Consider the following 22,151-nt stretch of genomic DNA (forward strand, 5'->3'; position numbering starts at 1 on the left):
GCGCCGCTCCGACGCCGCCGAACAGGCCGACCAGCTCATCACCGAAGCCACCACCGAAGCCGAACACCTCCACGCCGAGGCCACCGCCGACGCCGAACGGCTCGTGGGCGACGCCACGGCCGACGCCGAGCGGATCCGTACCGACAGCGCCCGGATCCTCGACGAGGCGCGGCAGGCGGCCGACAAGCGCCGCTCCGACGCCGCCGAACAGGCCGACCAGCTCATCACCGAAGCCACCACCGAAGCCGAACACCTCCACGCCGAGGCCACCGCCGACGCCGAGCGACTGCGGGCCGAGGCCGCCGAGACCGTGGGCTCCGCCCAGCGGGCCGCCGAACGGATCCGGGCCGAGGCGCTGAAGGTGGCGGACGAGGCGGACGCGGCGGCCGAGCGCACCCGTACCGACGCGCGCGAGAGCTCCGAGCGGACCCTGGACGAGGCCAGGGAGGCCGCGGCCAAGCGCCGCTCCGACGCCGCCGAGCAGGCGGACCAGCTCATCGGCAAGGCCCAGGAGGAGGCCCTCCGGGCCGCGCTGGAGGCCGAGGAGCAGGCGGACACCATGGTCGGTGCGGCCCGTCAGGAGGCCGAGCGGCTGGTGGCGGCGGCCACGGTCGAGGGCAACACCCTGGTGGAGAAGGCCCGTACGGACGCCGATGAGCTGCTCGTGGGCGCGCGCCGGGACGCCACCGCCATAAGGGAGCGGGGCGAGGAGCTGCGGGCCCGGGTGGAGAGCGAGGTCGAGGAGCTGCACGAGCGGGCCCGCCGGGAGACCAGCGAGCAGATGCGGACCGCGGGCGAGCGCGTCGACCAGCTGGTGAAGGCCGCGACCGAGCAGAGCGAGGAGGCCACGGCGAAGGCCAAGGAGCTGCTCGCGGACACCAACTCGGAGGCGGCGGGCATCCGTATCGCCGCGGTCAAGAAGGCGGAGGGCCTGCTCAAGGAGGCCGAGCAGAAGAAGGCGACGCTGACCCGGGAGGGCGAGGCCATCAGGGCCGAGGCCCAGGCGGAGGCGGAGCACCTGGTCGCGGAGGCCCAGCGGGAGCTGGATGTGCTGACCCGCCGTCGGCAGGACATCCAGGCCGAGATCTCCCGGGTCCAGGACGTGCTGGAGGCGCTGGAGTCGTTCGAGGCCCCGTCCGGTGGCGGCAAGTCGGGCGCGTCCGGCGTCAAGGCGGGGGCCGCGGCCGGAGTGACTCGTTCGAGTAGCAAGGCGGGCGCGGACTGATGCGCCCCGCCGTCTGTCCGCCGCCCGGGGATCGCCTCACGGGCGGGCGGCGGCCGGTTGACGGACAGACGACGGACGGACGACGGGCGGGTGAGGGGCGGGCACCCGGGTCGACACCCCGTCAGTGACACTCCGTGGCCGGAACTCGGGGAAAGCCGCCGGAACATGTCGCAAAACGGCCACCCGAAAGGCTGGACATTCTCCAGATCAAACAGGCATCCGCTCGATGACACGCCGCCTCGGCCCCTAGGATTCCCCCTATCACCCCTCACCGGTCTCTTTCGACAGGAACCCCATGAGCGACACATCCTCCCCCTTCGGCTTCGAGCTCGTGCGGCGTGGTTACGACCGCGGCCAGGTGGACGACCGCATCACCAAGCTCGTCGCCGACCGTGATAGTGCTCTGGCCCGCATCACCTCCCTGGAGAAGCGCATCGAGGAGCTGCACCTCGAAACGCAGAACGCGCAGGCGCAGGTGACCGAATCGGAGCCGTCCTACGCCGGGCTCGGCGCCCGCGTCGAGAAGATCCTCCGACTCGCCGAGGAGGAGGCCAAGGACCTGCGCGAGGAGGCGCGCCGTGCCGCCGAGCAGCACCGCGAGCTGGCCGAGGCCGCCGCCCAGCAGGTCCGCAACGACGCCGAGTCGTTCGCCGCCGAGCGCAAGTCCAAGGCGGAGGACGAGGGCGTCCGGATCGTCGAGAAGGCCAAGGGGGACGCCACCCAGCTGCGTGGCGAGGCGCAGAAGGACGCCCAGTCCAAGCGCGAGGAGGCCGACGCCCTCTTCGAGGAGACCCGCGCCAAGGCCGCGCAGGCCGCCGCCGACTTCGAGACCAACCTGGCCAAGCGCCGTGAGCAGTCGGAGCGCGATCTGGCGTCGCGTCAGGCGAAGGCCGAGAAGCGGCTGGCGGAGATCGAGCACCGGGCCGAGCAGCTGCGGCTGGAGGCCGAGAAGCTGCGGACGGACGCGGAGCGCCGGGCCCGTCAGACGGTGGAGACCGCGCAGCGCCAGGCCGAGGACATCGTCGCCGACGCCAACGCCAAGGCGGATCGTATCCGCAGCGAATCGGAGCGCGAGCTGGCGGCGCTCACCAACCGCCGCGACTCGATCAACGCGCAGCTCACCAATGTGCGGGAGATGCTGGCGACCCTCACCGGTGCCGCCGTCGCCGCCGCCGGTGCCCCCGCGGACGACGAGCCGATCTCGCGCGGTGTCCCGGCCCAGCAGTCACGCTGAGTCGACCACCTCACCGCTCGCGTACGCCGGGTTCCCGCGGTTCGCCCAGTTCGCCGGAGTAAACCGTCCGGCTACCACAATTCAACACTTCGGTCAAAAACCGTCAAGCCCCCCGCCACGCAGGAGTGGCGGGGGGCTTTTCGTACCCGATAGCGTGGGCGCCATGATCGAGCTAGAAGGTCTCACCAAACGGTACGGCAGCAAGACCGCCGTCGATAATCTCTCCTTTCAGGTTAGGCCAGGGGCCGTGACCGGCTTCCTCGGCCCCAATGGCGCCGGCAAGTCGACGACGATGCGCATGATGCTCGATCTCGACAATCCCACCAGTGGGAGCGTGCGCATCGACGGCAAGCACTACCGCGAACTGTCGGAGCCGCTCAAGTACATCGGCGCCCTGCTGGACGCCAAGGCCATGAACGGCGGGCGCACCGCGTACAACAACCTGCTCTGTCTGGCGCAGGCGAACCGCATCCCCGCCGCCCGGGTCGACCAGGTCCTCGACATCGTCGGTCTGACCGCTGTCGCCAAGAAGAAGTCCAAGGGCTTCTCCCTCGGTATGGGCCAGCGCCTCGGAATCGCGTCCGCGCTGCTGGGCGATCCCGAGATCCTGATGTTCGACGAGCCGGTCAACGGCCTGGATCCAGAAGGAATTCACTGGATCCGCAACCTTATGAAGACGCTCGCCTCGGAAGGGCGCACGATCTTCGTTTCCTCACACCTTATGAGCGAAATGGCCCTGACCGCCGATCACTTGATCGTGATCGGCCAGGGACGGCTTCTCGCCGACACCTCGATGGCGGATTTCATCGCGCAGAACTCGCGGAGTTTCGTCCGGTTGCGCTCGCCGCAGCAGGAGCAGCTCCGTGATGTGCTGCACGCCTCCGGCTTCGCGGTGACCGAGGCCGGCGGCGGCGCCCTGGAGGTCGACGGCGGTGACATCGAGAAGCTCGGTGAACTGGCCGCCGAGCACCGGGTCGTCCTGCATGAGCTCAGCGCCCAGCGCGCCTCCCTGGAGGAGGCCTTCATGCAGATGACCGCGGGCGCGGTCGAGTACCAGGCACACACCAGCACAACGGACGGCCCGGTGCCGCCCGCCCGTCCGGGCGAGGCGCAGTGGGGCCAGAGCTACCAGAACAGCAAGGGAGCCTGACCCATGGCCTCGGTACCCGCGGTCCTCCAGTCCGAGTGGACCAAGATCCGCACGGTCTCCTCGACCTCCTGGACCCTGGTGGCGGCGTTCATCGTCACCGTCGCGATGGGCGCCGGCCTCGCCGCGCTGATGAACGCGACCTTCGACGACATGTCGAAGGAGGAGCAGCTCACCTTCGACCCGACGCTGATCAGCTTCTCCGGGATGATCCTCGGCCAGCTCGCGATGGTCGTCTTCGGTGTGCTGGTGGTCGGCACCGAGTACAGCTCGGGCATGATCCGCACCTCGCTCGCGGCGGTGCCGCAGCGGGCCACCTTCTTCTTCAGCAAGGTGGGCGTGGCCACGGCCCTGGCGCTGGGCGTCGGTGTGCTGACCGCCTTCGTCTCCTTCTTCGTCGGCCAGTCGATCCTCGGCGACCACGGCACGACCATCGGTGAGCCCGATGTGCTCCGCGCGGTCGTCGGCGCCGGGGTGTACATGGCCCTGATCGCGCTGCTGTCGATGGGCGTGACCATGATGCTGCGCAGCTCGATGCTGGCGCTCGGCGTCCTGATGCCGTTCTTCTTCCTGGTCACGCAGATCCTGATGGCGGTGCCCGCGGCCCGCGATGTCGCCCGGTACTTCCCCGACCAGGCGGGCGGCAAGATCATGCAGGTGGTGCCGGACGCGATGAACAGCGACCCGGCCCCCTACGGCCCCTACGGTGGTCTCGGGATCATGCTGATCTGGGTGACGCTGTCGCTGATCGGCGGCTACCTCGTGCTGAAGAAGCGCGACGCCTGAGTTCACCGTCACCGGGCGTCGCGGGGCGGCGGTGGCCTCGGTCACCAGCCCCGCGACCCGGTCGGGCACGCCTCGGAGCCCCGCTGTCCACCGCTGGACCCAGCGCACGGACGGCGGGGCTCCGCCATGCCCGGACGCCGGTACGGACCCTTCCCAGGCGGCGGCGGACGGCCCTGGGCCGCGGCGGCTGGACGATCCCGGACAGTTTTCCCGACTGGCCGTCCGACAGACCCCAGACAGCCCGCGACAGCCCCCGACAGCCCCCGACAGCCCTCAGACAGTGAGTTTCCCGCCATTCGTCCGCCACCGTGGCAACCGTCCACGCCCCCACGCCGTCTTCTGACCTTGGAGCGAGGCACCGGCGCGCGGATATCCTCGTAACTTCTACGGAGGTGTACGGTCCAGCCGGTCCGTGCCCCGAGACCCGACAGTATCTGGGGCTGGAGAATGATCGAGGCAGTCGGCCTGACCAAGCGGTACGGCGACCAGACGGCCGTGGACGACCTGTCGTTCCAGGTGCGGCCGGGGGCCGTCACCGGGTTCCTCGGACCCAATGGCGCGGGGAAGTCGACCACCATGCGGATGGTCCTCGGCCTCGACACCCCGACCTCCGGCACCGTGACGGTCTGCGGACGGACGTTCCGGGAGCTGCCGAACTCGCCCCGGCTGGTCGGCGCCCTCCTGGACGCCAAGGCGGTGCACGGCGGCCGGTCCGCGCGCAACCATCTGCTCTCGCTGGCCCAGCTCTCCGGGATCCCGGCCCGCCGGGTGGACGAGGTCCTCGGCGTGGTGGGGCTCCAGGACGTCGCCACGAAGCGCGCCAAGGGGTTCTCGCTCGGCATGGGCCAGCGGCTGGGCATCGCCGCCGCGCTCCTCGGGGACCCCCAGGTCCTCCTCTTCGACGAGCCGGTCAACGGGCTCGATCCGGAGGGCATCCTGTGGGTGCGCACCCTGATGAAGCAGCTCGCGGCCGAGGGGCGGACGGTCTTCGTCTCCTCCCATCTGATGAGTGAGATGGCGCTCACCGCCGACCATCTGATCGTGATCGGACGCGGTCGGCTGCTCTCGGACATGAGTGTCAAGGACTTCATCTCGGCCAACTCGGCCGACTTCGCCCGGGTGCGCACCTCCGCCGAGGAGCCGGGCGCCCGGGAGAAGCTCTCCGCCGTCCTGGGCGAGGCCGGGGGTCAGGTGATGCCGGAGCGTGACGGCGCGCTGCGGGTCATGGGGCTGCCGCTGCCCCGCATCAGCGATCTCGCGCACGCGGCCGACGTACGGCTGTGGGAGCTCTCCCCGCACCAGGCGTCACTGGAGGAGGCGTATATGCGGATGACGCAGGCCTCGGTGGACTTCCGTTCGACGGACGACCAGAAGGAGGGGCTGCGGGAGGAGGAGCCGACGGGCTTCGGTCCGCCGCTCGGCGCGCCGGAGATGCCGCGGGGCGGCTGGTACGTACCGCCGCCCGCCCCGGGAGACACGCCCGCGCCGGACGAGAATCCGTACACCGCCGCCACGGCCCCGACCGACCTCCAGGACCCGCGATGACTACTCCGTACCCGCAGAGCGCGCCCCGGCCGGAGGCTTCCCCCACCCCGTACGCCTCACCGATCCCCGTCCGCAAGGCGCACCTCGGGGACGCGCTCACCTCCGAGTGGACCAAGATCCGCACGGTGCGCTCGACCCTGTGGACGCTGGCGGGGACGGTGGTGCTGATGGTGGGGCTGGGACTGGCGGTGGCGTTCGGGATCGCGGCGACCGAGCCCGACCTCGAAGAACAGCCGGTGCTCGCGCTGGGCTTCTTCGGACTGCTGGTGAGCTGTGTCTGTGTGATCACCCTGGGAACGCTGACGATCACCTCGGAGTTCGGCACCGGACTGATCCGGACGACCCTGACGGCCTGCCCCAGCCGGGCGCGGATGCTGACCGCCAAGGCGATCGTCCTCTTCGCGCTGGTCTTCTCCCTCACCACCGTGCTGACCGTGCTGGTGGGCGCGGCCCAGGTGGGGATCGTGGACCAGGGGTCGCCCAGCGGGGACGAGTGGCTGCGCTCGACCGTGGGCGCCAGCCTCTACGTGGCGCTGCTGGCGCTGGTCGCGCTGGGCGTCGGCGCGATGGTCCGGCACTCGGCGGGCGCGATCACGGTCATGACCGGTCTGGTGCTGGCGCCGATGGTGCTCGCGCTGTTCATGTTCACCCCGTCGCTGGCGGGGGTGCAGGACGCGCTGTTGACGTACTCGATCCCGAGCCAGCTCGCGGCCGTCTACGACGCCGAGATGAGCAACGGCGGGCCCCAGGGCTGGGCGCCGCTGGCGATCATCACCGTGCTCGCGGGGGCCTCCCTGGCGGGCGGCTATGCCTCTCTCACCGCGCGTGACGTGTGAACGGTGTGCGCCGTGACGGGTGAGGCCCCTCAGTAACGGGGCGCGTTGCGGGACCGTCGTACCTGAGTGGTACGGCGGTCCTTCGCGCTCCAGCACGCCTTGTGCCAGTGGCGGCGGTCGTCGACACCGCCGTGCTCGGGCCAGGCCACCACATGCGGCATGGCCGAGGGGATCTCCTGGTCGCAGCCGGGGCAGCGATAGCGCTTGTTCTCGGCGCTGGCGCCCGCGACATGACGGACCGACCACTCCTCGCCCTGCCAGGACTCGGTGCTGCCGAAACCGCCGTAGCGGCCGCCGGGTTCACCGGGGAGAGGGGAGCTGATGTCGCCGCTTCGGGGAGGGCGGTTACGACGGGGGGACACGTGGCACCTCACGGGGCGAGTGGGACGTTCCGGTTGTTCCCAGCGTACGGTCCCCCCGCGCCCCCTCCCCATGCCCCCGTACCCCCGCCCCACCGACCGCCACACCCCGGACTACGGATAAAACGGACTATCGCAAAAATCCCTCGATCACCCGTGCCTTTGGCACGTGTCAGACGTTAGTGCGGGCAGGGGAGCCGCGTCGGCCGCGAGGAGGCAGAACGCGATGCGCGTAGGGACGTTCACACTGGCCGCACAGTTTCCGGGGCAGGGACCGGGCGAGGCTCTGCACCGGGCCGTGCGGTCCGCGGAAGTGACCGAGGAGGCGGGACTCGACGCGGTCTGGCTGGCCGAACACCACTTCGTACCGTATGGGGTCTGTCCATCGGCCGTGACCCTCGCCGCCCTGCTCCTGGGCCGCACCCAGCGGATCCGCGTCGGCACAGCCGTCAGCGTGCTCCCCACCGTCCACCCCGTCGCGCTCGGCGAGCAGACCGCCCTGCTCCATCTCACCAGCGGCGGCCGCTTCACCCTCGGCGTCGGCCGGGGCGGCCCCTGGGTCGACCTTGAGGTCTTCGGCGCGGGCCTGCCCGCGTACGAGACGGGCTTCCCGGAATCCCTCGATCTCCTCCTGCGCTGGCTGCGCCAGCCCACCGTGGCGTCCGACGGCGAACGGTTCTCCTTCCGCGAGGTGCCCGTGGTGCCCCGGCCGGACGAACTCCTCGGGGGCCCGCCCCAGGGCGCCGAGGTGGTCGTCGCGTGCACCTCACCGGGCACGGTACGGCTCGCGGCGGAGCGCGGGCTCCCCATGCTGCTGGGGATGCACTGCGGCGACGAGGAGAAGGCCGAGATGGTCGCCCTGTGGCGGCGGACGGCCCGCGCGGCTGGTCTGACACCGGAGGAGATCGCGGGGGCCGCCCATGTGTCGGCGGGGGTGGCGCAGCTCGGGGAGAGCGTCGCCGAGGCGAGTGAGGTCCTGCTGAAGGCCATGCCCGGCTGGCTGCGCCAAGGGCTGGACGCCCATGTCACGGTCGACGGCCGGACCCGCGCCAAGCGCGACCCCCATGGATACACGGAACTGCTCTGCGGGCTCCACCCGGTGGGCCCGCCCCGGCTCGCCGCCGACCGGATCGCGGCGACGGCCGAGCGCACCGGCATCCAGCGCTTCGCCCTGCTCACGGAAGGCTCCGGCGATCTGGCGGCGACCGAGGCGAATGTGCGGCGGCTGGGTGAGGAGGTGCTGCCGCTGCTGAGCTGAGCCGCGGGCCCCCCTCCCCGGGCTACCGCCCCACCGGCACCGGTGGCATCTGCCTCAACAGTCCCGCAGCAACGGTGACTGGTTGAGCAGCTGCCCCCGGATCGAGGTGAAGCGGGCGAGCCGTTCGTCCGACGACGGATCCAGCGGGAAGACCGCCACTCGATGGCAGTTCTGGAAGGCGAGACGCACCCCGAAGTGCCGCTCCAGCGCACCACGGATCGCGTCGCTCGCCAGCGCGCGCAACAACTGCCCACGGGCCTGCTCGTCCGGCGGCGGGGTCTGGTTGTCGGCGAACTCGCCGCCGTCGACCTTCAGCCGGGCTACCAGAGAACTGATCATCTCCCAGGCGTAGGGCAGGGAGGTCCGGACGCAGTCGACGAAGGCGGCTTCGTCGACCTCGCCTCGCTCGGCCTGTTCCAACAGGACCGGTGAGACGTCGAGCGACATGGGTTCTCCTCTCGCGGCCCCGGACCGCGGGGCCTTACGGGCAGGGAAGAAGCGCGCCGGAGAGCAACACGCCCCGCGACGGGGCGCACGACAACGCAGAGTGCGCGAACGGCGACCTCTTGCATCCACCGTAAGTGCGCCGCCGTGAGCGCACCAGAAGATTGGGAGGAGTACCGGCCATTAACGAAGCAGGACACAACGGACGTCCCACCTCCCCTGCGCCAAGCGCGGTGGAACACCACGGCGGCCTTGCGTAGCCGGATTCGCGCACGGCCGCCCCAGCCGAGTAGCGTTGCCGACCATGCGCCTTGTCATCGCCCGCTGCTCCGTGGACTACGCGGGACGGCTCACCGCCCATCTGCCCACCGCCCCCCGTCTGATCCTGGTGAAGGCTGACGGCAGTGTCTCCATCCACGCGGACGACCGCGCTTACAAGCCCCTGAACTGGATGTCGCCGCCCTGCACCCTCAAGGAGGGCGACGACAGCGTCTGGACCGTGATCAACAAGGCCGGGGAGAAGCTGATCATCACCATGGAGGAGATCCTCCATGACTCCTCCCATGAACTGGGAGTGGACCCCGGCCTGATCAAGGACGGCGTCGAAGCCCACCTCCAGGAACTGCTGGCCGACCGGATAGAGACCCTCGGCGAGGGCTACAGCCTCATCCGGCGCGAGTACCCGACCGCCATCGGCCCGGTGGACATCCTCTGCCGTGACGCCGACGGCGCCACGGTCGCGGTGGAGATCAAACGCCGAGGCGAGATCGACGGCGTGGAACAACTCACCCGCTACCTCGAACTCCTCAACCGCGACCCCCACCTCTCCCCCGTACGAGGCGTCTTCGCCGCCCAGGAGATCAAACCCCAGGCCCGAGTCCTCGCCACGGACCGGGGCATCGGCTGCGTCGTCCTGGACTACAACGCCCTCCGCGGCATCGAAGACGACAAGCTGAGGTTGTTCTAGCGGTACGCCTTATTTTTTGCGGTTGCTCGCCTCCGGGGCGCTTTAGTCGATGTCTCGCGTCCGACGTGCTCGATCGCTCGTACCTCACGATCTCCGCGCGACGGCCACCAGACATCGACGCGCCCCTTTGGCTCGCAACCGACCTCGGGTAGAGCGAGTCCTCACACGGAGCTACTCACCGGCAGAGCCACCTTGAGCGAATCCGGTGGTGAAGCTCCCACAGGAAATCCGGGGGCGGGCGCCCTTCGCCCGTCGACAACGGGTCACGGTCACACACACCGCCACCACCGCAGCCGGGCTCCAGGGGCACGTTCGGGGGGTGCAGGGTCGCCCCCGCAGAGAGTGGCGGGACAACCCGGCCTCACGCGACAGGAAGGGCTCATCCGCCGCTCACGAGGAGGTGAGCCCGGAGGCCCCCGAACCCCGCACACAGAAGACAGCCGCAGCGACAGACACCGCACCCGGCCACGCTGACGAAACGACCGCGCCCCGGCGGAACCCCCACCCGCCAGCGCATGGCACGGACGCGGGCAACTCGCGAGCCGGACCCGCCCGGCCCGGACCCGCCCAGGCCGAGCCGGGCCCGCGGCTCAGTCCGCCGTGCCCCCCGGCCCCGCCGAGTCCGACGCGCTCATCTCCGGACCCTCCCCCGGCTCCTCCGGCCCGCCGGGGTCCTCCGAGGGCGACGGCGAGTTGGTCGGCTCCGACGGAGAGCTCTGCGAGGCGCTGGGCTCCGGCTCCGAGGCGCTCGTGCTGGGCTCGGGCTCGCCGCTGGGCGATGGGGGCGGCTCCGAGGAGGACGTGGACGCCGACGGTGAGGGCCGCTGGGAGGGCTCGCCGGACTCCGAGGGCTCCGGGGCGCCGGACGGTGACGCGGAGCCGGAACTCGACGGCGTCGGCGCGGGCCCCGAGGCGGAGGTGCCGGGCGTGCGGGGCATCGCGCCCTCGTCCGGTCCCCGGCCTTCGGAGCCGGTGTCGCGCTCCTCGGAGGGACCGGGGTCCGCCCCGCGCTCCTGCACGGTGCCGCCCCCGCGGCCCCGCTCATCCGGCACGGACCGCTCATCCGAAACGGCTCCCAGCGTCACCACGGTCCCCAGCACGGCGGCGAGCAGCGCGCCCGCGCCCGTCGCGACGAGATTGCGCCGGGTGGCCAGGAAGAACGGACGGCGGCGGCGCTTGCGCGGTGCCGCCCCCCGCCCCGGACCGGAGGCGAGAGCGGAGTTCGGACGGGACCTCAGTCCCGCGGGCACTGTCAGCCCCACGGGCGTGCTGTCGCTGCCCCGCCCGGGACCACCGTAGGGCCCGGGAGCACTGGAGGGTACGGGAGCACCGGAGGGTACGGAACCGAACGCCGCGCCCCCGCTGCTGAGCCCCGGCGGGGTGGCGGCGGCACCGGGCGGTGACGGCGCGCCCCAGGGGGAGCCGGGCAGGCTCGGGGTGGCGGCGGACCGGCCCGGTCCCAGCGCGGGCGGCGGCCCCCAGGCGGAGGCGGGCAGCGTCCGCGGAATCAGCGGCTCGTCATCGGCGGGCCGTACGGGCACCGGGCCGACCGCGCGCGGCGCCGTCGGCGGCACGGGCGGGGGCACCGCCTCCAGCACCGCCGTGGAGGTGACGTCGCCGTCCTCTCCCCGGGGGGACGAGGGCTCCGCCGGGCGGCCCGCGACGGCGGGGTCCGCGCCCACCGGGGCTCCGGTGGTGTCGGCGGTGCCGGCCTCGGCCGGCCGCTGCTCCCGGTCGACGACCAGGGCCAGCGCCCGGCGCCCGGCGACCGCGCCACGGCGGTCGGCGAGGGCGCCGCGCATGCTGATCGAGGTCTCCAGTTCGGCGCGGGCCCGGTCGGGGTTGCCCGTGGACAGGGCGAGGACGCCCAGTTCGTGGTGGAAGTAGGCCTCGTCGGCGATTTCCCCGGCGATACGGGCGGCCTCGGAACCCGCGCGCAGCACCCGCTCCCAGGCGCCCCACTGGAGCCCGGCGGCGAACGCGGGCGCGGCTCCCCGCGCGAGGGCGACGGCCACGGCCGGGTGACCCGGCTCCTTGCTGGCGGTGAGCGCGGTCAGCGCGGCGACGACCGCGTCGGACTCGGCGGCGGCCCGCTCGGGCAGGACCGAGGGGTGCCCGGCCCACCAGGTGTAGTGCCGTGCCAGGGCCGGGAGATGGACGGCGGTCTCGTCTCCGTACCCCTCCTCGATGAGGTGGGTGAGGACTCCGGCGGCGAGCCGGTAGCGGCCGCCGACGGGGGAGAGCAGTCCACAGCGGAGGAGTTCGCCGATGGCGGTGTCGGCGTGGGTGTCCTCGGTGAGGGCGGGGAGGTGGGACTGGTGCGGCACCTCGCCGCCGAGGGCGATGGCGAACCGCAGCGCCCTGCGGGCGCTGTCGCCGAGCCGGGCGGCGAGCGGGCCCGCCGGGGCGGCGCCCTGGGCGAGGCTGGGCAGCGGCCCGTCCTGGCCGTCGGTGAGGTCGTGGGGCGTGAACGCCCCGAAGGCGTCGGGGTCCTCACGGAGGTCGTCGCACTGGCGCAGCAGCGCGCCCGCCTGGACGAAGCGGAGCGGCAGCCCCTCGGAGGCGAACCAGAGGTCGCCCGCCCAGTTCGTCTCCTCCTCGGTCAGGGGACGGCCGACCGCGCGCCGCAGCAGTTCCAGCGCGCCGGGGCGGCTCAGCCCGGGGAGGTCGATCTCCACGAGGTCGGCCGCCGCGAGGGGTTCGGGCACATCGGGCGTGGTGGCCAGCAGGAAGGCGCACTCGGGCGCGGCACCGAGGAGTTCGGTGAGCGCGGCGCCGCCGAACTCCAGGTCGTCGACGAGGACGACCGCGCCGATCTCCCGGACCCCGGCGAGCACGGTGGCCCGGTCCGGCCGCTCGTCCGGGGTGGTGTAGACGGCGGAGAAGAGCTCGGACAACAGTTCGGCGAGGGTGCGGTGGTGGCCGTTGAGCCGGACGACGCCGTCGGGAGCGACGTCGGCGCACTTCTCGGCGACGGCGTGGAGCAGGGTGGTGCGGCCGGAGCCGCGTTCCCCGGTCAGCCGGACGGAACGCCCCTGGCGGATCAGTGTGGTGAGCCGCTCGCGCCGCTCGTCGCGGTCGAGCAGCGGCAGCCGTGGCGCGGCGGGCCCCGCCGGGGCGGGCGGTGTGCCGGCGCGGTCCCGCTCGGCGCGCGCGTCCATGGAGCGCCGGACGGCGGCCGTCTTCGGCTCCGGGTCCCGGGGCGGGCGGGTGGTGATCTCGCTGCCGTCGACGGGATTGACCGTCAGGAGAAGGTCTCCGGTGGCGATCCGCGCGGTCCGGGCGGGAGGCGGTGTGGCGGCCGTGTAGTCCGGCGCGCCGGGCTCGCGCGGCGGGCGCGACCGCGCCACGCCCTCGGCGGAACTGTCCTTGCCCATTGGTACTGCCCCCATGCCCTGCGCGACCTGCGTGCCCGCTGTCCTACCGGTGAACGCCGTGACGACACTGTCCGGTTCACCCGCCGGTATCCCTGACGTCCCTGGGACGCTCGTGACGTCCTCTCGATGTCCAGGGACGTGCTGCCGTCGCCGTGACCGGTGCTCCCGCCGCGGTTTCACCGCGCGCGGGACCTCATGTGCGTACTGATGTACGACAGACGTACGAATCCCCGGACCCTCGCAGGGTATCTCCCCACACCGACAGCCACCCGGCCCCCCGTGGTCACAACCAGATCACCTTCACCAACCGCCCCCATCCCCCGCTCATCAGCCACCCTCATGCCGCACGCGACGCTCCCCGGGCGACGCGTGCGAACGCGCGGAGTCGCACCGCGGAGGAGGCGGTTCGGCCGCCGGGCGCGCGATGGCGCGGAAGCGGCGGTCGTACGTCGCGGAGGACCCGCCCGGCCCGGCGAGGGGCGCGGGAACGGCACGCGGCCGGGCCCGGAGACGGGATCCGGGGCCGGTCGGCGCCGGCGGTACGGGACGGGGCCGGAGCCGGCCTCCGGGCCCCAGCGGCGACGGGCGGGCGGGACGGGGCCGCGCGCGCTCCCGGGGGCTCAGACGCGGGGCAGGGACTCCAGCGCCAGCCCGCCCTCGATCGCCAGGATGCGGTGCAGCCGGGTCGCCACCAGGAGCCGCTGCATCTGTGGCGGCACCCCGCGCAGCACGAGCCGCCGCCCCTGTCGGCCCGCGCGCCGGTGGGCGCCCATGATGACTCCGAGCCCGGTGGCGTCCCAGGAGTCGAGTCCGGTCAGATCGAGCACCAGGTCGCCGTCCCCGTCGTCGACGGCCGAGTGCAGGACCGTACGGGCGTCCGCCGCGCTGCGGACGTCGAGACGGCCCCCGACGACCAGCTCGACGTGGTCGCCCATGATGTGCATACGCTCTCCCCGAAATGTGCTTGCGTGCCCTGGTGGGTGGGCGCCGCCGCCAGGCGCCTTCGCGGTCGGCCGCCGGTGTCACGGTCCGGTCACCACGGTGACGGTGACGCCACCGCTGTCACCGATGACGGACAGTGGCGTCACACTCTCAACAACTGACTCCCCCATGGCGGATGGAGTTGCTCACCGTAAGCCAACCGATATCGAAATCACCCCGGAGGGTGATCCCCGGGCCCGGCCCACGGTGCGGGGCGGGGGACACCGGGCGAGGCTCCGCTCGGTCGGCGGGCGTGCCCGCGGTCAGCGGCGGTAGCGGTCAGTAGCGGTAGAAGCCCTGCCCGGTCTTGCGGCCGAGGTCCCCGGCGTCGACCATGCGGCGCATCAGCTCCGGCGGGGCGAACTTCTCGTCCTGGGACTCGGTGTAGATGTTGCTGGTGGCGTGGAGCAGGATGTCCACCCCGGTGAGATCGGCGGTGGCGAGCGGGCCCATGGCATGGCCGAAGCCGAGCTTGCAGGCGATGTCGATGTCCTCGGCGGACGCCACGCCCGACTCGTAGAGCTTCGCGGCCTCGACGACCAGTGCGGAGATCAGCCGGGTGGTAACGAAACCGGCGACGTCACGGTTGACGACGATGCAGGTCTTGCCGACGGACTCGGCGAACTCACGGGCGGTGGCGAGGGCCTCGTCGCTGGTCTTGTGGCCGCGTACCAGCTCACACAGGCCCATCAGCGGCACGGGCGAGAAGAAGTGGGTGCCGACGACCCGCTCGGGGCGAGAGGTGGCCGCCGCGATCTTGGTGATCGGGATGGCGGAGGTGTTGGAGGCGAGCACCGCGTCGTCGCGGACGAGCTTGTCGAGGGCGCGGAAGATCTCGTGCTTGACCTCCAGCTTCTCGAAGACGGCCTCGACCACGAGATCGGCCTCGGCGACGGCGTCCAGATCGGTGCTCGTGGTGATCCGGGCGAGCGCGGCCTCGGCGTCGGCGGCCGCCATCTTCCCCTTGGAGACGAACTTGTCGTACGAGGCGCGGATGGCGTCGGTGCCTCGGATCAGGGCCTCGTCGGTGACGTCACGCAGGACGACCTCCCAGCCCGCCTGGGCCGAGACCTGCGCGATTCCGGAACCCATGAGTCCGGCTCCGATGACGGCGAGCTTCCTGGCCACTGAGACACCCCTTAACGTCTGTTGACTCGTCACCTCTGGGGCGGAGGTTAGCGCTCGTACACCTCACAGCGGCACCCAGAAGACACGCGTCACCACAGAACGGGATGGACATCACACCCGCGCGGGCGGCGGTCGGGCCGCCGCGGAACCGTGCGGGACCGCCGTCGGCCGGGGGCGTACGGGTACGGAGGCGGGGCCGTCCGCCCGGTCCGCCGGGGGCTCGCGGCCTCACCCAGTGGCGCGCGTGGCGTAGGTGAGGACGCGTTCACCGAGGAGGTCCTCGATCTCGTCGAGGACGGCGAGGGCCTCACGGGACGCCTCGGAGGGGGCACGGCCCGCCATCATCGCCCGGCGGATGACCTCCAGCACGGTCTCGTGGATCCAGTGGATCTGACCGGCCATCAGGGTGGGCAGCGGATCGGCGTCCTCGGCACCGGTCTCGTCGCGCAGGGTGCGCTCCAGGTTCTCCCGCGCCTCGTACTGGACCCGCCAGAGGCTGGAGCGGAGGGAGGAGGCGTCCTGGACGACCAGCAGGAACCGTACGTACCCCTCGAAGAGGCCGACCTTCGGGGAGATGGCCTCGACCTCGACGCACAGCTCACGCAGGACGGCGGCGGCGGCCGACTCGCCCGGCGCGCGGCCGCGTACCCAGCGCGCCAGGCGGTCGGCGAGTTCGGCGCCGCGGTCGAGGAAGAGGTCCTCCTTGGCCGCGAAGTAGTTGTAGACGGTGTTGACGGAGACGTCGGCGGCCTCGGCGACCTCGGCGACGCTCACCGCGTCGAAGCCCCGTTCCAGGAAGAGGCCGGTGGCCACGTCGGAGATGTACTGCCTCGTCTGGCGCTTCTTGCGCTCCCTCAGTCCCTCGGCCATGCGCTCATCGTAGCTTTCTGGCCTGATTCAATCTTTGGAGTGATTGCAAGTTTTCAGTGTCTCTGTTTTTCTGGAGTCATGGCAATTATCAGTACGGCCGGGCTGGCCCGGACCTTCACCACCAGAAACTGGCCGCCCTGGTCATGGGGTTGCGCGCGCCCCTGGCGGGGATCCTGCTGGGCTTTGTGCTGATAGCCCTGGTCGGTGTGGCCCTCGCCTCGCTCTCCTACTCCCTGGCGCTGCGGCTGAGGGCGCCGGAGGCCTTCGGTCCGACGGTGAACACCCTGGTGATGCCCACGATGCTGCTCTCCGGGCTGGTGCTGCCGATGACCCTCGCCCCCGGCTGGCTGGACAGCCTCTCCCGGGTGATGCCGCTGCGCCATCTCGCGGACGCGATACGGGACGCGTACACCGGCACCTACGCCTCGGCCTCCCTGGCGTACGGCACCGCGGTGGCCCTGGTCCTGGCCCTGGTGGGCCTGACTGTCGGGACACGGGTCTTCCGGGCGGACCGGGCGTGACTACGCTGGTGGCATGGTCAATCTGACGCGCATCTACACCCGTACCGGCGACCAGGGCACCACCGCGCTCGGCGATATGAGCAGGACCGCCAAGACGGATCTACGGATCGCCGCCTACGCCGACGCCAACGAGGCCAACGCCGTGCTCGGGACCGCCATCGCCCTGGGCGGCCTCACCGAGGACGTGGTGACGGTGCTGACCCGGGTGCAGAACGACCTGTTCGACGTGGGCGCCGATCTGTCCACGCCGGTGGTGGCGGAGCCGGAGTACCCGCCGCTGCGGGTGGAGCAGTTCTACATCGACCGGCTGGAGCGGGACTGCGACCACTTCCTGGCCGCGCTGGAGAAGCTGCGCAGCTTCATCCTGCCGGGCGGGACCCCCGGCGCCGCGCTGCTCCACCAGGCGTGCACGGTGGTGCGTCGCGCCGAGCGCTCCACCTGGGCCGCGCTGGAGGTGCATGGGGAGAGCATGAACCCGCTGACCGCGACCTATCTCAACCGCCTCTCGGACCTGCTGTTCATCCTGGCCCGGACGGCGAACAAGGAGACCGGCGATGTGCTGTGGGTACCGGGCGGCGAGCGCGACGCCACCACGGCCTGACACCGGCCACCGGCCCGGAGACCGGCACGGCGACCGCCACCAGCGCTGAACGCGGCCCGTCGGGGCGCCCCGGCAGCACGTCGGACGGCCGCTCGCCGCCGCTCACCGGCCGTGCCGCTCCACCCCCGCCGTCCGCTGTTCCCGCGCGTCCTCCGGCGACTCGTGTCCGGCCCCGGCCTCCGGTGCCCGCCGGGGCCAGAGGGCGTAGCTCAGCGCGATCAGACCGTGGATTCCGGCCACCTTCCACGCCTGGAGGATCCATGCCTGGAGGGTGGTCGACCGGCTGGGGTCGTCCACGTACCAGATGGCGAGGAGCAGCAGTGCGGAGGCGGTGACGGCGGCGATCAGGGTGCTGGTCCAGATGACGCCTTCGTGGCGGGCGCGGGCCATGCCATAGCGGGGTGCCCGGGCCGGGCGCGGGGCACCGGCGAAGCGGTGCGCGGCATGGCCGTCCAGCCAGGTGATGGTGCGATGGCCGTGGCCGACGGTGAAGCCGATGTAGAGCGCGGCCAGGCCATGGGTCCAGTCGGGTTCGGCCCCGCTCTTGAGGTCCAGCGCCGTCGCGACCAGCAGCACGATCTCCAGCAGGGGCTCGCAGAGCAGCAGCCCCATTCCCAGCCGGGGCATCTTCAGCAGATAGCGCGCACCGAGTCCGGCGGCCAGCAGTACCCAGAATCCGATCTCACAGACGACGATCAGCGCGACGATCACGGCGCTCTCCTTTCCCCGGGAACCATCCTTCCGGCCCCACCCGGGCCGGTCGTCGTCACCGCTGACGAACCCCGGCGCGGAGAGCTGCATCTTTCGATGTAGCGCAGTCTCGGCCGTCCCGGGGAGGCCAGGGGCGGGCGGACCCGTGTTTGATGGTCGGGTGCCCCTTCCGCGCCCCCACCACCAGGACGTCCTCCTGGCGTCCAGCGCCCTCCTCGGCGGGACGCTGCTCTGGTCCCTGGGTCTGTATACGCAGCCGGGTCAGGAACTGCTGCCCTCCTGGGCCGCGCTGGTGCCGCTGGTGGTGATCGCCGTCCAGGAGCTGTTCCGGCGCGTTCTGCCCATGACCGGACTGCTGGTGGGAACGCTCGCGCTGATCGCGGACCAGTTCACGGTCGGCAGTCTGGTGACGGTCCTGCTCTACACCGATGTGATCTACGCGGCGGTGGTCTACGGACCGGACCGGGCGGCCCGCAGGATTCCCCTCGTGGCCGGACTGATCACGGTCGCCTCCACCTTCACCCTGCTCGCCCTGACCCAGAACCCGGAGGGGCTCTTCCTCGGGGTGATCATCGGGCTGGTGACGCTCGGCCCGGCGACCACGGGTGCGATGATCCGCAACCACCGTGACGCCGCCGAGGCCGCCCGGCTGCGGGCCGAACAGATCGCTCTGCTGGCCGAGATGGACCGGGTGCAGGCGGTCACCGCCGAGCGCGGCCGGATGGCCCGGGAACTGCATGACATGGTCGCCAACCATCTCTCCGCCATCGCCATCCACTCCACCGCCGCGCTCTCCCTCGGCGACCCGGCCACCACCCAGAACGCGCTGGGGGTGATCCGGGAGAACAGTGTCGCGGGACTGACCGAGATGCGCCGGCTGATCGGACTGCTGCGGGAGAGCGGCGGCGACACCGAGCCCGCCGCCGCCCCCACGCTCGCCGGTCTGACGGCCCTGGTGGCGCAGGCCAGGACCAATGGCACCGCCAGCGGGCTGAGCTTCACCCTGAACGACCGGCGCCCACCGGGGGAGAGCCTGACCACCCCGGTGGAGATGGCGGCCTACCGGATCGTGCAGGAGTCCTTGACCAACGCGCTCAAACACGCGGCACCGGGCGAGGTCCGGATCACGCTCACCCAGGCCGGGGAGACCGCCCTGACCGTGCGGGTGGAGAGTCCCCTCGGCGACCAGAAGGGACCGCGCGCCCCGGGCTCCGGCGCGGGCCTGGTGGGGATGCGGGAGCGGGTCGCTCTGCTCGGCGGTGAGCTGGAGACGGGTCCGGTCCCGGGGCCTCCGGACGGTCCGGCGAAGATCTGGTGTGTGCGGGCGGTGCTGCCCGTACCGGATGACAAGGAGCCCCCGGCATGACCCTGAGCGCGGCCACTCCCCAGGAACCGCCGAGGGCACGGCGCGTGCGCGTCCTGGTCGCGGAGGACCAGAGCGCCGTACGCGCCGGGCTGGTGCTCATCCTCCGCAGCGCGCCCGATATCGAGGTGGTGGGTGAGGCGGCGGACGGGGAGGACGCGGTCCGGCTGGCCCGGGAACTGAGCCCCGATCTGGTGCTGATGGATATTCAGATGCCCCGGCTGGACGGGGTCTCCGCGACCCGTCGGATCGTCGCCGAGGGCACCTCCGATGTCCTGATCCTGACCACCTTCGATCTGGACGAGTACATCTTCGGGGCGCTGCGGGCGGGCGCGTCGGGTTTTCTGCTGAAGAACGCCGAAGCCCTGGAGCTGCTGGCGGCGGTGCGGACGGTGGCGCGCGGCGAGGGGCTGATCTCTCCGGCGGTCACCCGGCGGCTGATCGCCGAGTTCGCCTCCCCCCGGCCGGCGCGTTCCGCCGACGCGCCGGATCCCTCCGTCCTCGACGTGCTCACCCGGCGCGAACGCGAGGTTCTCGGCTGTCTCGGCAAGGGGCTGTCCAACGCCGAGATCGCGGCCCGGCTGGAGATGGCGGAGGCGACCGTGAAGACCCATGTGAGCAGGCTTCTCGGCAAACTCGAACTGCGCAGCAGGGTCCAAGCGGCCGTGCTGGCACAGGAGTTGGGGATCTAGAGCGGAGTTCGCCCGCACGGAGTCGCCGATGGTCTGGACCTATTGACGATTGGTCCAGACCTTCCTAATGTCACCGGACACACGCCACGGTGAGCCACGCGGCGTGGGCAGTGCACGGTCCCACCCACCGTCCGGACCTCCACGAGGAGCACCCGTGAGCACTCAACCCCCACCCCCCCACCGCCCGAAACGGGCACGGTTCACGGCGCGGTCGAAAATCATCGCCGCCCTGACCGCGCTCGTTCTCCCCCTCGCCGCGATGGTCGGCCTCGCCTCGCCCGCCCAGGCCGCGACCTCCGCCACCGCCACCTACACCAAGGGGTCGGACTGGGGCAGCGGCTTCGAGGGCAAGTGGACGATCAAGAACACCGGCACCACCACGATCAGCTCCTGGACCGTGGAGTGGGACTTCCCCGCCGGAACCCGGGTCACCTCCGCCTGGGACGCGGACGTGACCAGCGTCGGAAACCGCTGGACCGCCAAGAACAAGTCCTGGGCGGGCAACCTCCCGCCCAACGCCACGGTGACCTTCGGCTTCAACGGCACCGGCACCGGCTCGCCCTCCAACTGCAAGCTCAACGGCGGCTCCTGTGACGGCGGCGTGATCCCGGGCGACGACCCGCCCACAGCCCCCGGCGTCCCCACCGCCTCCAACATCACCGACAACGCGGTGACCCTCACCTGGACGGCCGCCACCGACGACAAGGGCGTCAAGAACTACGACGTCATCCGTGACGGCTCCGTCGTCGCCACCGTCACCGGTCTGACGTACACCAACACCGGACTCGCGGCGGGCACCGACTACGTCTACACCGTCCAGGCGCGCGACACGGCCGACCAGACCGGCCCGGCCAGCGGCCCCCGCCCGGTCAAGACCACCGGCGGCGGTCCCGGCGACCCCAACAAGGTCAAGATGGGCTACTTCACCCAGTGGGGCATCTACGGCCGTAACTACCATGTGAAGAACCTGGTCACCTCCGGCACCGCCTCGAAGATCACCCACATCAACTACGCCTTCGGCAATGTCCAGGGCGGCCGCTGTACGATCGGCGACGCCTTCGCCGACTACGAGAAGGCCTACGGTGCCGACCAGTCCGTGGACGGCGTGGCCGACACCTGGGACCAGCCGCTGCGCGGCAACTTCAACCAGCTGCGCAAGCTGAAGGCCCGCTACCCGCACATCAAGATCCTCTTCTCCTTCGGCGGCTGGACCTGGTCCGGCGGCTTCGGCCAGGCCGTCGCCAACCCGACCGCCTTCGCCGAGTCCTGCTACAACCTGGTCGAGGACCCGCGCTGGGCCGATGTCTTCGACGGCATCGACCTGGACTGGGAGTACCCGAACGCCTGCGGTCTGACCTGTGACACCAGCGGCCCCGCCTCGATGAAGAACATGATGCAGGCCATGCGCGCCAGGTTCGGCCCCAGCTACCTGGTCACCGCGGCCGTCACGGCCGACGCGGCACCGGGCGGAAAGATCGACGCCGCCGACTACGGGGGCGCCGCCCAGTACATCAACTGGTACAACGTGATGACGTACGACTTCTTCGGCGCCTGGGACCGCACCGGTCCGACGGCCCCGCACTCGCCGCTCACCTCCTACCCCGGCGTCCCCAACCAGAACTTCAACTCGGTCGACGCCGTCAACAAGTACAAGGCCAAGGGCGTCCCGGCCAACAAGCTCCTGCTCGGCGTCGGCTTCTACGGCCGTGGCTGGACCGGCGTCACCCAGGCCACCCCGGGCGGCACCGCCACCGGCCCCGCCACCGGCACCTATGAGCCGGGCAACGAGGACTACAAGGTCCTCAAGAACACCTGCCCGGCCACCGGCACCGTCGGCGGCACCGCCTACGCCAAGTGCGGCACCAACTGGTGGAGCTATGACACCCCGGCCACCATCCAGTCCAAGATGGCCTGGGCCAAGGCCAACAACCTCGGTGGCGCCTTCTACTGGGAGTTCAGCGGCGACACCGCCAACGGCGAACTCGCCACGGCCGTCCACAACGGCCTGAACTGACCCCGCCCCCTGACGCCCACCGTCCATAAGGATCTCTGAGGATCTCTGAGGATCTCTGAGGATCCAGAAAGAACAGACGAACGGTACGAGAC

At 71.5% G+C, this 22,151-nt stretch carries 17 protein-coding genes and 3 pseudogenes; 13 read left to right on the plus strand and 7 right to left on the minus strand.

What is annotated here, in order from left to right; all coding sequences use genetic code 11:
- From ACFVIM_RS09770 to ACFVIM_RS09795, 6 genes and pseudogenes are all read left to right on the plus strand, one after another.
- Nucleotides 1-1,225: pseudogene (locus tag ACFVIM_RS09770) on the plus strand (hypothetical protein); the annotation flags it as partial.
- A gap of 295 nt (nt 1,226-1,520) precedes the next feature.
- Nucleotides 1,521-2,459 carry a cellulose-binding protein gene (locus ACFVIM_RS09775; protein ID WP_384300146.1) on the plus strand — a complete coding sequence of 313 codons (939 nt, stop codon included), beginning with the start codon at nt 1,521-1,523 and terminating at the stop codon, nt 2,457-2,459.
- Between the two features lie 163 nt (nt 2,460-2,622).
- On the plus strand, nt 2,623-3,609 hold the full coding sequence (locus ACFVIM_RS09780) for an ABC transporter ATP-binding protein (protein ID WP_384300147.1): 987 nt from the start codon (nt 2,623-2,625) through the stop codon (nt 3,607-3,609).
- A gap of 3 nt (nt 3,610-3,612) precedes the next feature.
- Complete coding sequence (locus tag ACFVIM_RS09785) at nt 3,613-4,392, plus strand: ABC transporter permease (protein WP_384300148.1); 780 nt, start codon at nt 3,613-3,615, stop codon at nt 4,390-4,392.
- A 447-nt stretch (nt 4,393-4,839) separates the two neighbouring features.
- A pseudogene (locus ACFVIM_RS09790) lies at nt 4,840-6,005 on the plus strand (ATP-binding cassette domain-containing protein); the annotation flags it as partial.
- Nucleotides 6,000-6,773 (plus strand): ABC transporter permease, encoded by a 774-nt coding sequence (locus ACFVIM_RS09795; protein ID WP_384300162.1) that lies wholly within the window; start codon nt 6,000-6,002, stop codon nt 6,771-6,773. The pseudogene ACFVIM_RS09790 and the gene ACFVIM_RS09795, both read left to right, overlap by 6 nt.
- A 29-nt stretch (nt 6,774-6,802) precedes the next feature.
- Here the strand turns inward: ACFVIM_RS09795 and ACFVIM_RS09800 are convergent, their stop codons facing one another.
- A complete protein-coding gene (locus tag ACFVIM_RS09800) occupies nt 6,803-7,135 on the minus strand; it encodes an ATP/GTP-binding protein (protein WP_384300149.1) in 333 nt (110 codons plus the stop codon).
- Nucleotides 7,136-7,358: 223 nt separating this feature from the next.
- Here ACFVIM_RS09800 and ACFVIM_RS09805 point away from each other — a divergent pair, with 223 nt between their 5' ends.
- Nucleotides 7,359-8,390 carry an LLM class flavin-dependent oxidoreductase gene (locus ACFVIM_RS09805; RefSeq protein ID WP_384300150.1) on the plus strand — a complete coding sequence of 344 codons (1,032 nt, stop codon included), beginning with the start codon at nt 7,359-7,361 and terminating at the stop codon, nt 8,388-8,390.
- A 54-nt stretch (nt 8,391-8,444) separates the two neighbouring features.
- On the opposite strand, the gene ACFVIM_RS09810 is transcribed toward ACFVIM_RS09805, so the two are convergent.
- A complete protein-coding gene (locus ACFVIM_RS09810) occupies nt 8,445-8,837 on the minus strand; it encodes an SCO5389 family protein (protein ID WP_384300151.1) in 393 nt (130 codons plus the stop codon).
- Nucleotides 8,838-9,138: 301 nt separating this feature from the next.
- Between ACFVIM_RS09810 and nucS the strand changes: the two genes are divergently transcribed.
- Nucleotides 9,139-9,801, plus strand: coding sequence for an endonuclease NucS (gene nucS / locus ACFVIM_RS09815; RefSeq protein WP_384300152.1), 663 nt, complete (start codon nt 9,139-9,141; stop codon nt 9,799-9,801).
- Between the two features lie 590 nt (nt 9,802-10,391).
- Here the strand turns inward: nucS and ACFVIM_RS09820 are convergent.
- From ACFVIM_RS09820 to ACFVIM_RS09835, 4 genes are all read right to left on the minus strand, one after another.
- A complete protein-coding gene (locus ACFVIM_RS09820) occupies nt 10,392-13,193 on the minus strand; it encodes an ATP-binding protein (protein ID WP_384300153.1) in 2,802 nt (933 codons plus the stop codon).
- 605 nt (nt 13,194-13,798) lie between these two features.
- Nucleotides 13,799-14,122: an STAS domain-containing protein gene (locus ACFVIM_RS09825; protein WP_384300154.1), complete on the minus strand. Its 324-nt coding sequence runs from the start codon at nt 14,120-14,122 to the stop codon at nt 13,799-13,801.
- A gap of 316 nt (nt 14,123-14,438) precedes the next feature.
- Nucleotides 14,439-15,287 (minus strand): 3-hydroxyacyl-CoA dehydrogenase family protein, encoded by an 849-nt coding sequence (locus ACFVIM_RS09830; RefSeq protein WP_384300155.1) that lies wholly within the window; start codon nt 15,285-15,287, stop codon nt 14,439-14,441.
- A 228-nt stretch (nt 15,288-15,515) separates the two neighbouring features.
- Nucleotides 15,516-16,157, minus strand: coding sequence for a TetR/AcrR family transcriptional regulator (locus ACFVIM_RS09835; RefSeq protein ID WP_384300156.1), 642 nt, complete (start codon nt 16,155-16,157; stop codon nt 15,516-15,518).
- Between the two features lie 128 nt (nt 16,158-16,285).
- On the opposite strand from ACFVIM_RS09835, the pseudogene ACFVIM_RS09840 reads away from it, so the two are divergent.
- Nucleotides 16,286-16,678 (plus strand): annotated as a pseudogene (locus ACFVIM_RS09840) (ABC transporter permease); the annotation flags it as partial.
- Nucleotides 16,679-16,691: 13 nt separating this feature from the next.
- Nucleotides 16,692-17,279 carry a cob(I)yrinic acid a,c-diamide adenosyltransferase gene (locus ACFVIM_RS09845; protein ID WP_384300157.1) on the plus strand — a complete coding sequence of 196 codons (588 nt, stop codon included), beginning with the start codon at nt 16,692-16,694 and terminating at the stop codon, nt 17,277-17,279.
- A gap of 102 nt (nt 17,280-17,381) precedes the next feature.
- On the opposite strand, the gene ACFVIM_RS09850 is transcribed toward ACFVIM_RS09845, so the two are convergent.
- Nucleotides 17,382-17,990: a hypothetical protein gene (locus tag ACFVIM_RS09850; RefSeq protein ID WP_384300158.1), complete on the minus strand. Its 609-nt coding sequence runs from the start codon at nt 17,988-17,990 to the stop codon at nt 17,382-17,384.
- 160 nt (nt 17,991-18,150) lie between these two features.
- On the opposite strand from ACFVIM_RS09850, the gene ACFVIM_RS09855 reads away from it, so the two are divergent.
- From ACFVIM_RS09855 to ACFVIM_RS09865, 3 genes are all read left to right on the plus strand, one after another.
- Nucleotides 18,151-19,356 carry a sensor histidine kinase gene (locus ACFVIM_RS09855; protein ID WP_384300159.1) on the plus strand — a complete coding sequence of 402 codons (1,206 nt, stop codon included), beginning with the start codon at nt 18,151-18,153 and terminating at the stop codon, nt 19,354-19,356.
- Entirely contained in the window at nt 19,353-20,045 is a 693-nt protein-coding gene (locus ACFVIM_RS09860) for a response regulator (protein WP_384300160.1), read from the plus strand. The genes ACFVIM_RS09855 and ACFVIM_RS09860 overlap by 4 nt, the downstream gene beginning before the upstream one ends.
- Before the next feature lie 259 nt (nt 20,046-20,304).
- Nucleotides 20,305-22,059 (plus strand): glycosyl hydrolase family 18 protein, encoded by a 1,755-nt coding sequence (locus tag ACFVIM_RS09865; protein ID WP_384300163.1) that lies wholly within the window; start codon nt 20,305-20,307, stop codon nt 22,057-22,059.
- Nucleotides 22,060-22,151 lie beyond the last annotated feature (92 nt).

Origin of the sequence: Streptomyces sp. NPDC057638 (genome assembly GCF_042800315.1) — a bacterium.
Lineage (GTDB): Bacteria > Actinomycetota > Actinomycetes > Streptomycetales > Streptomycetaceae > Streptomyces.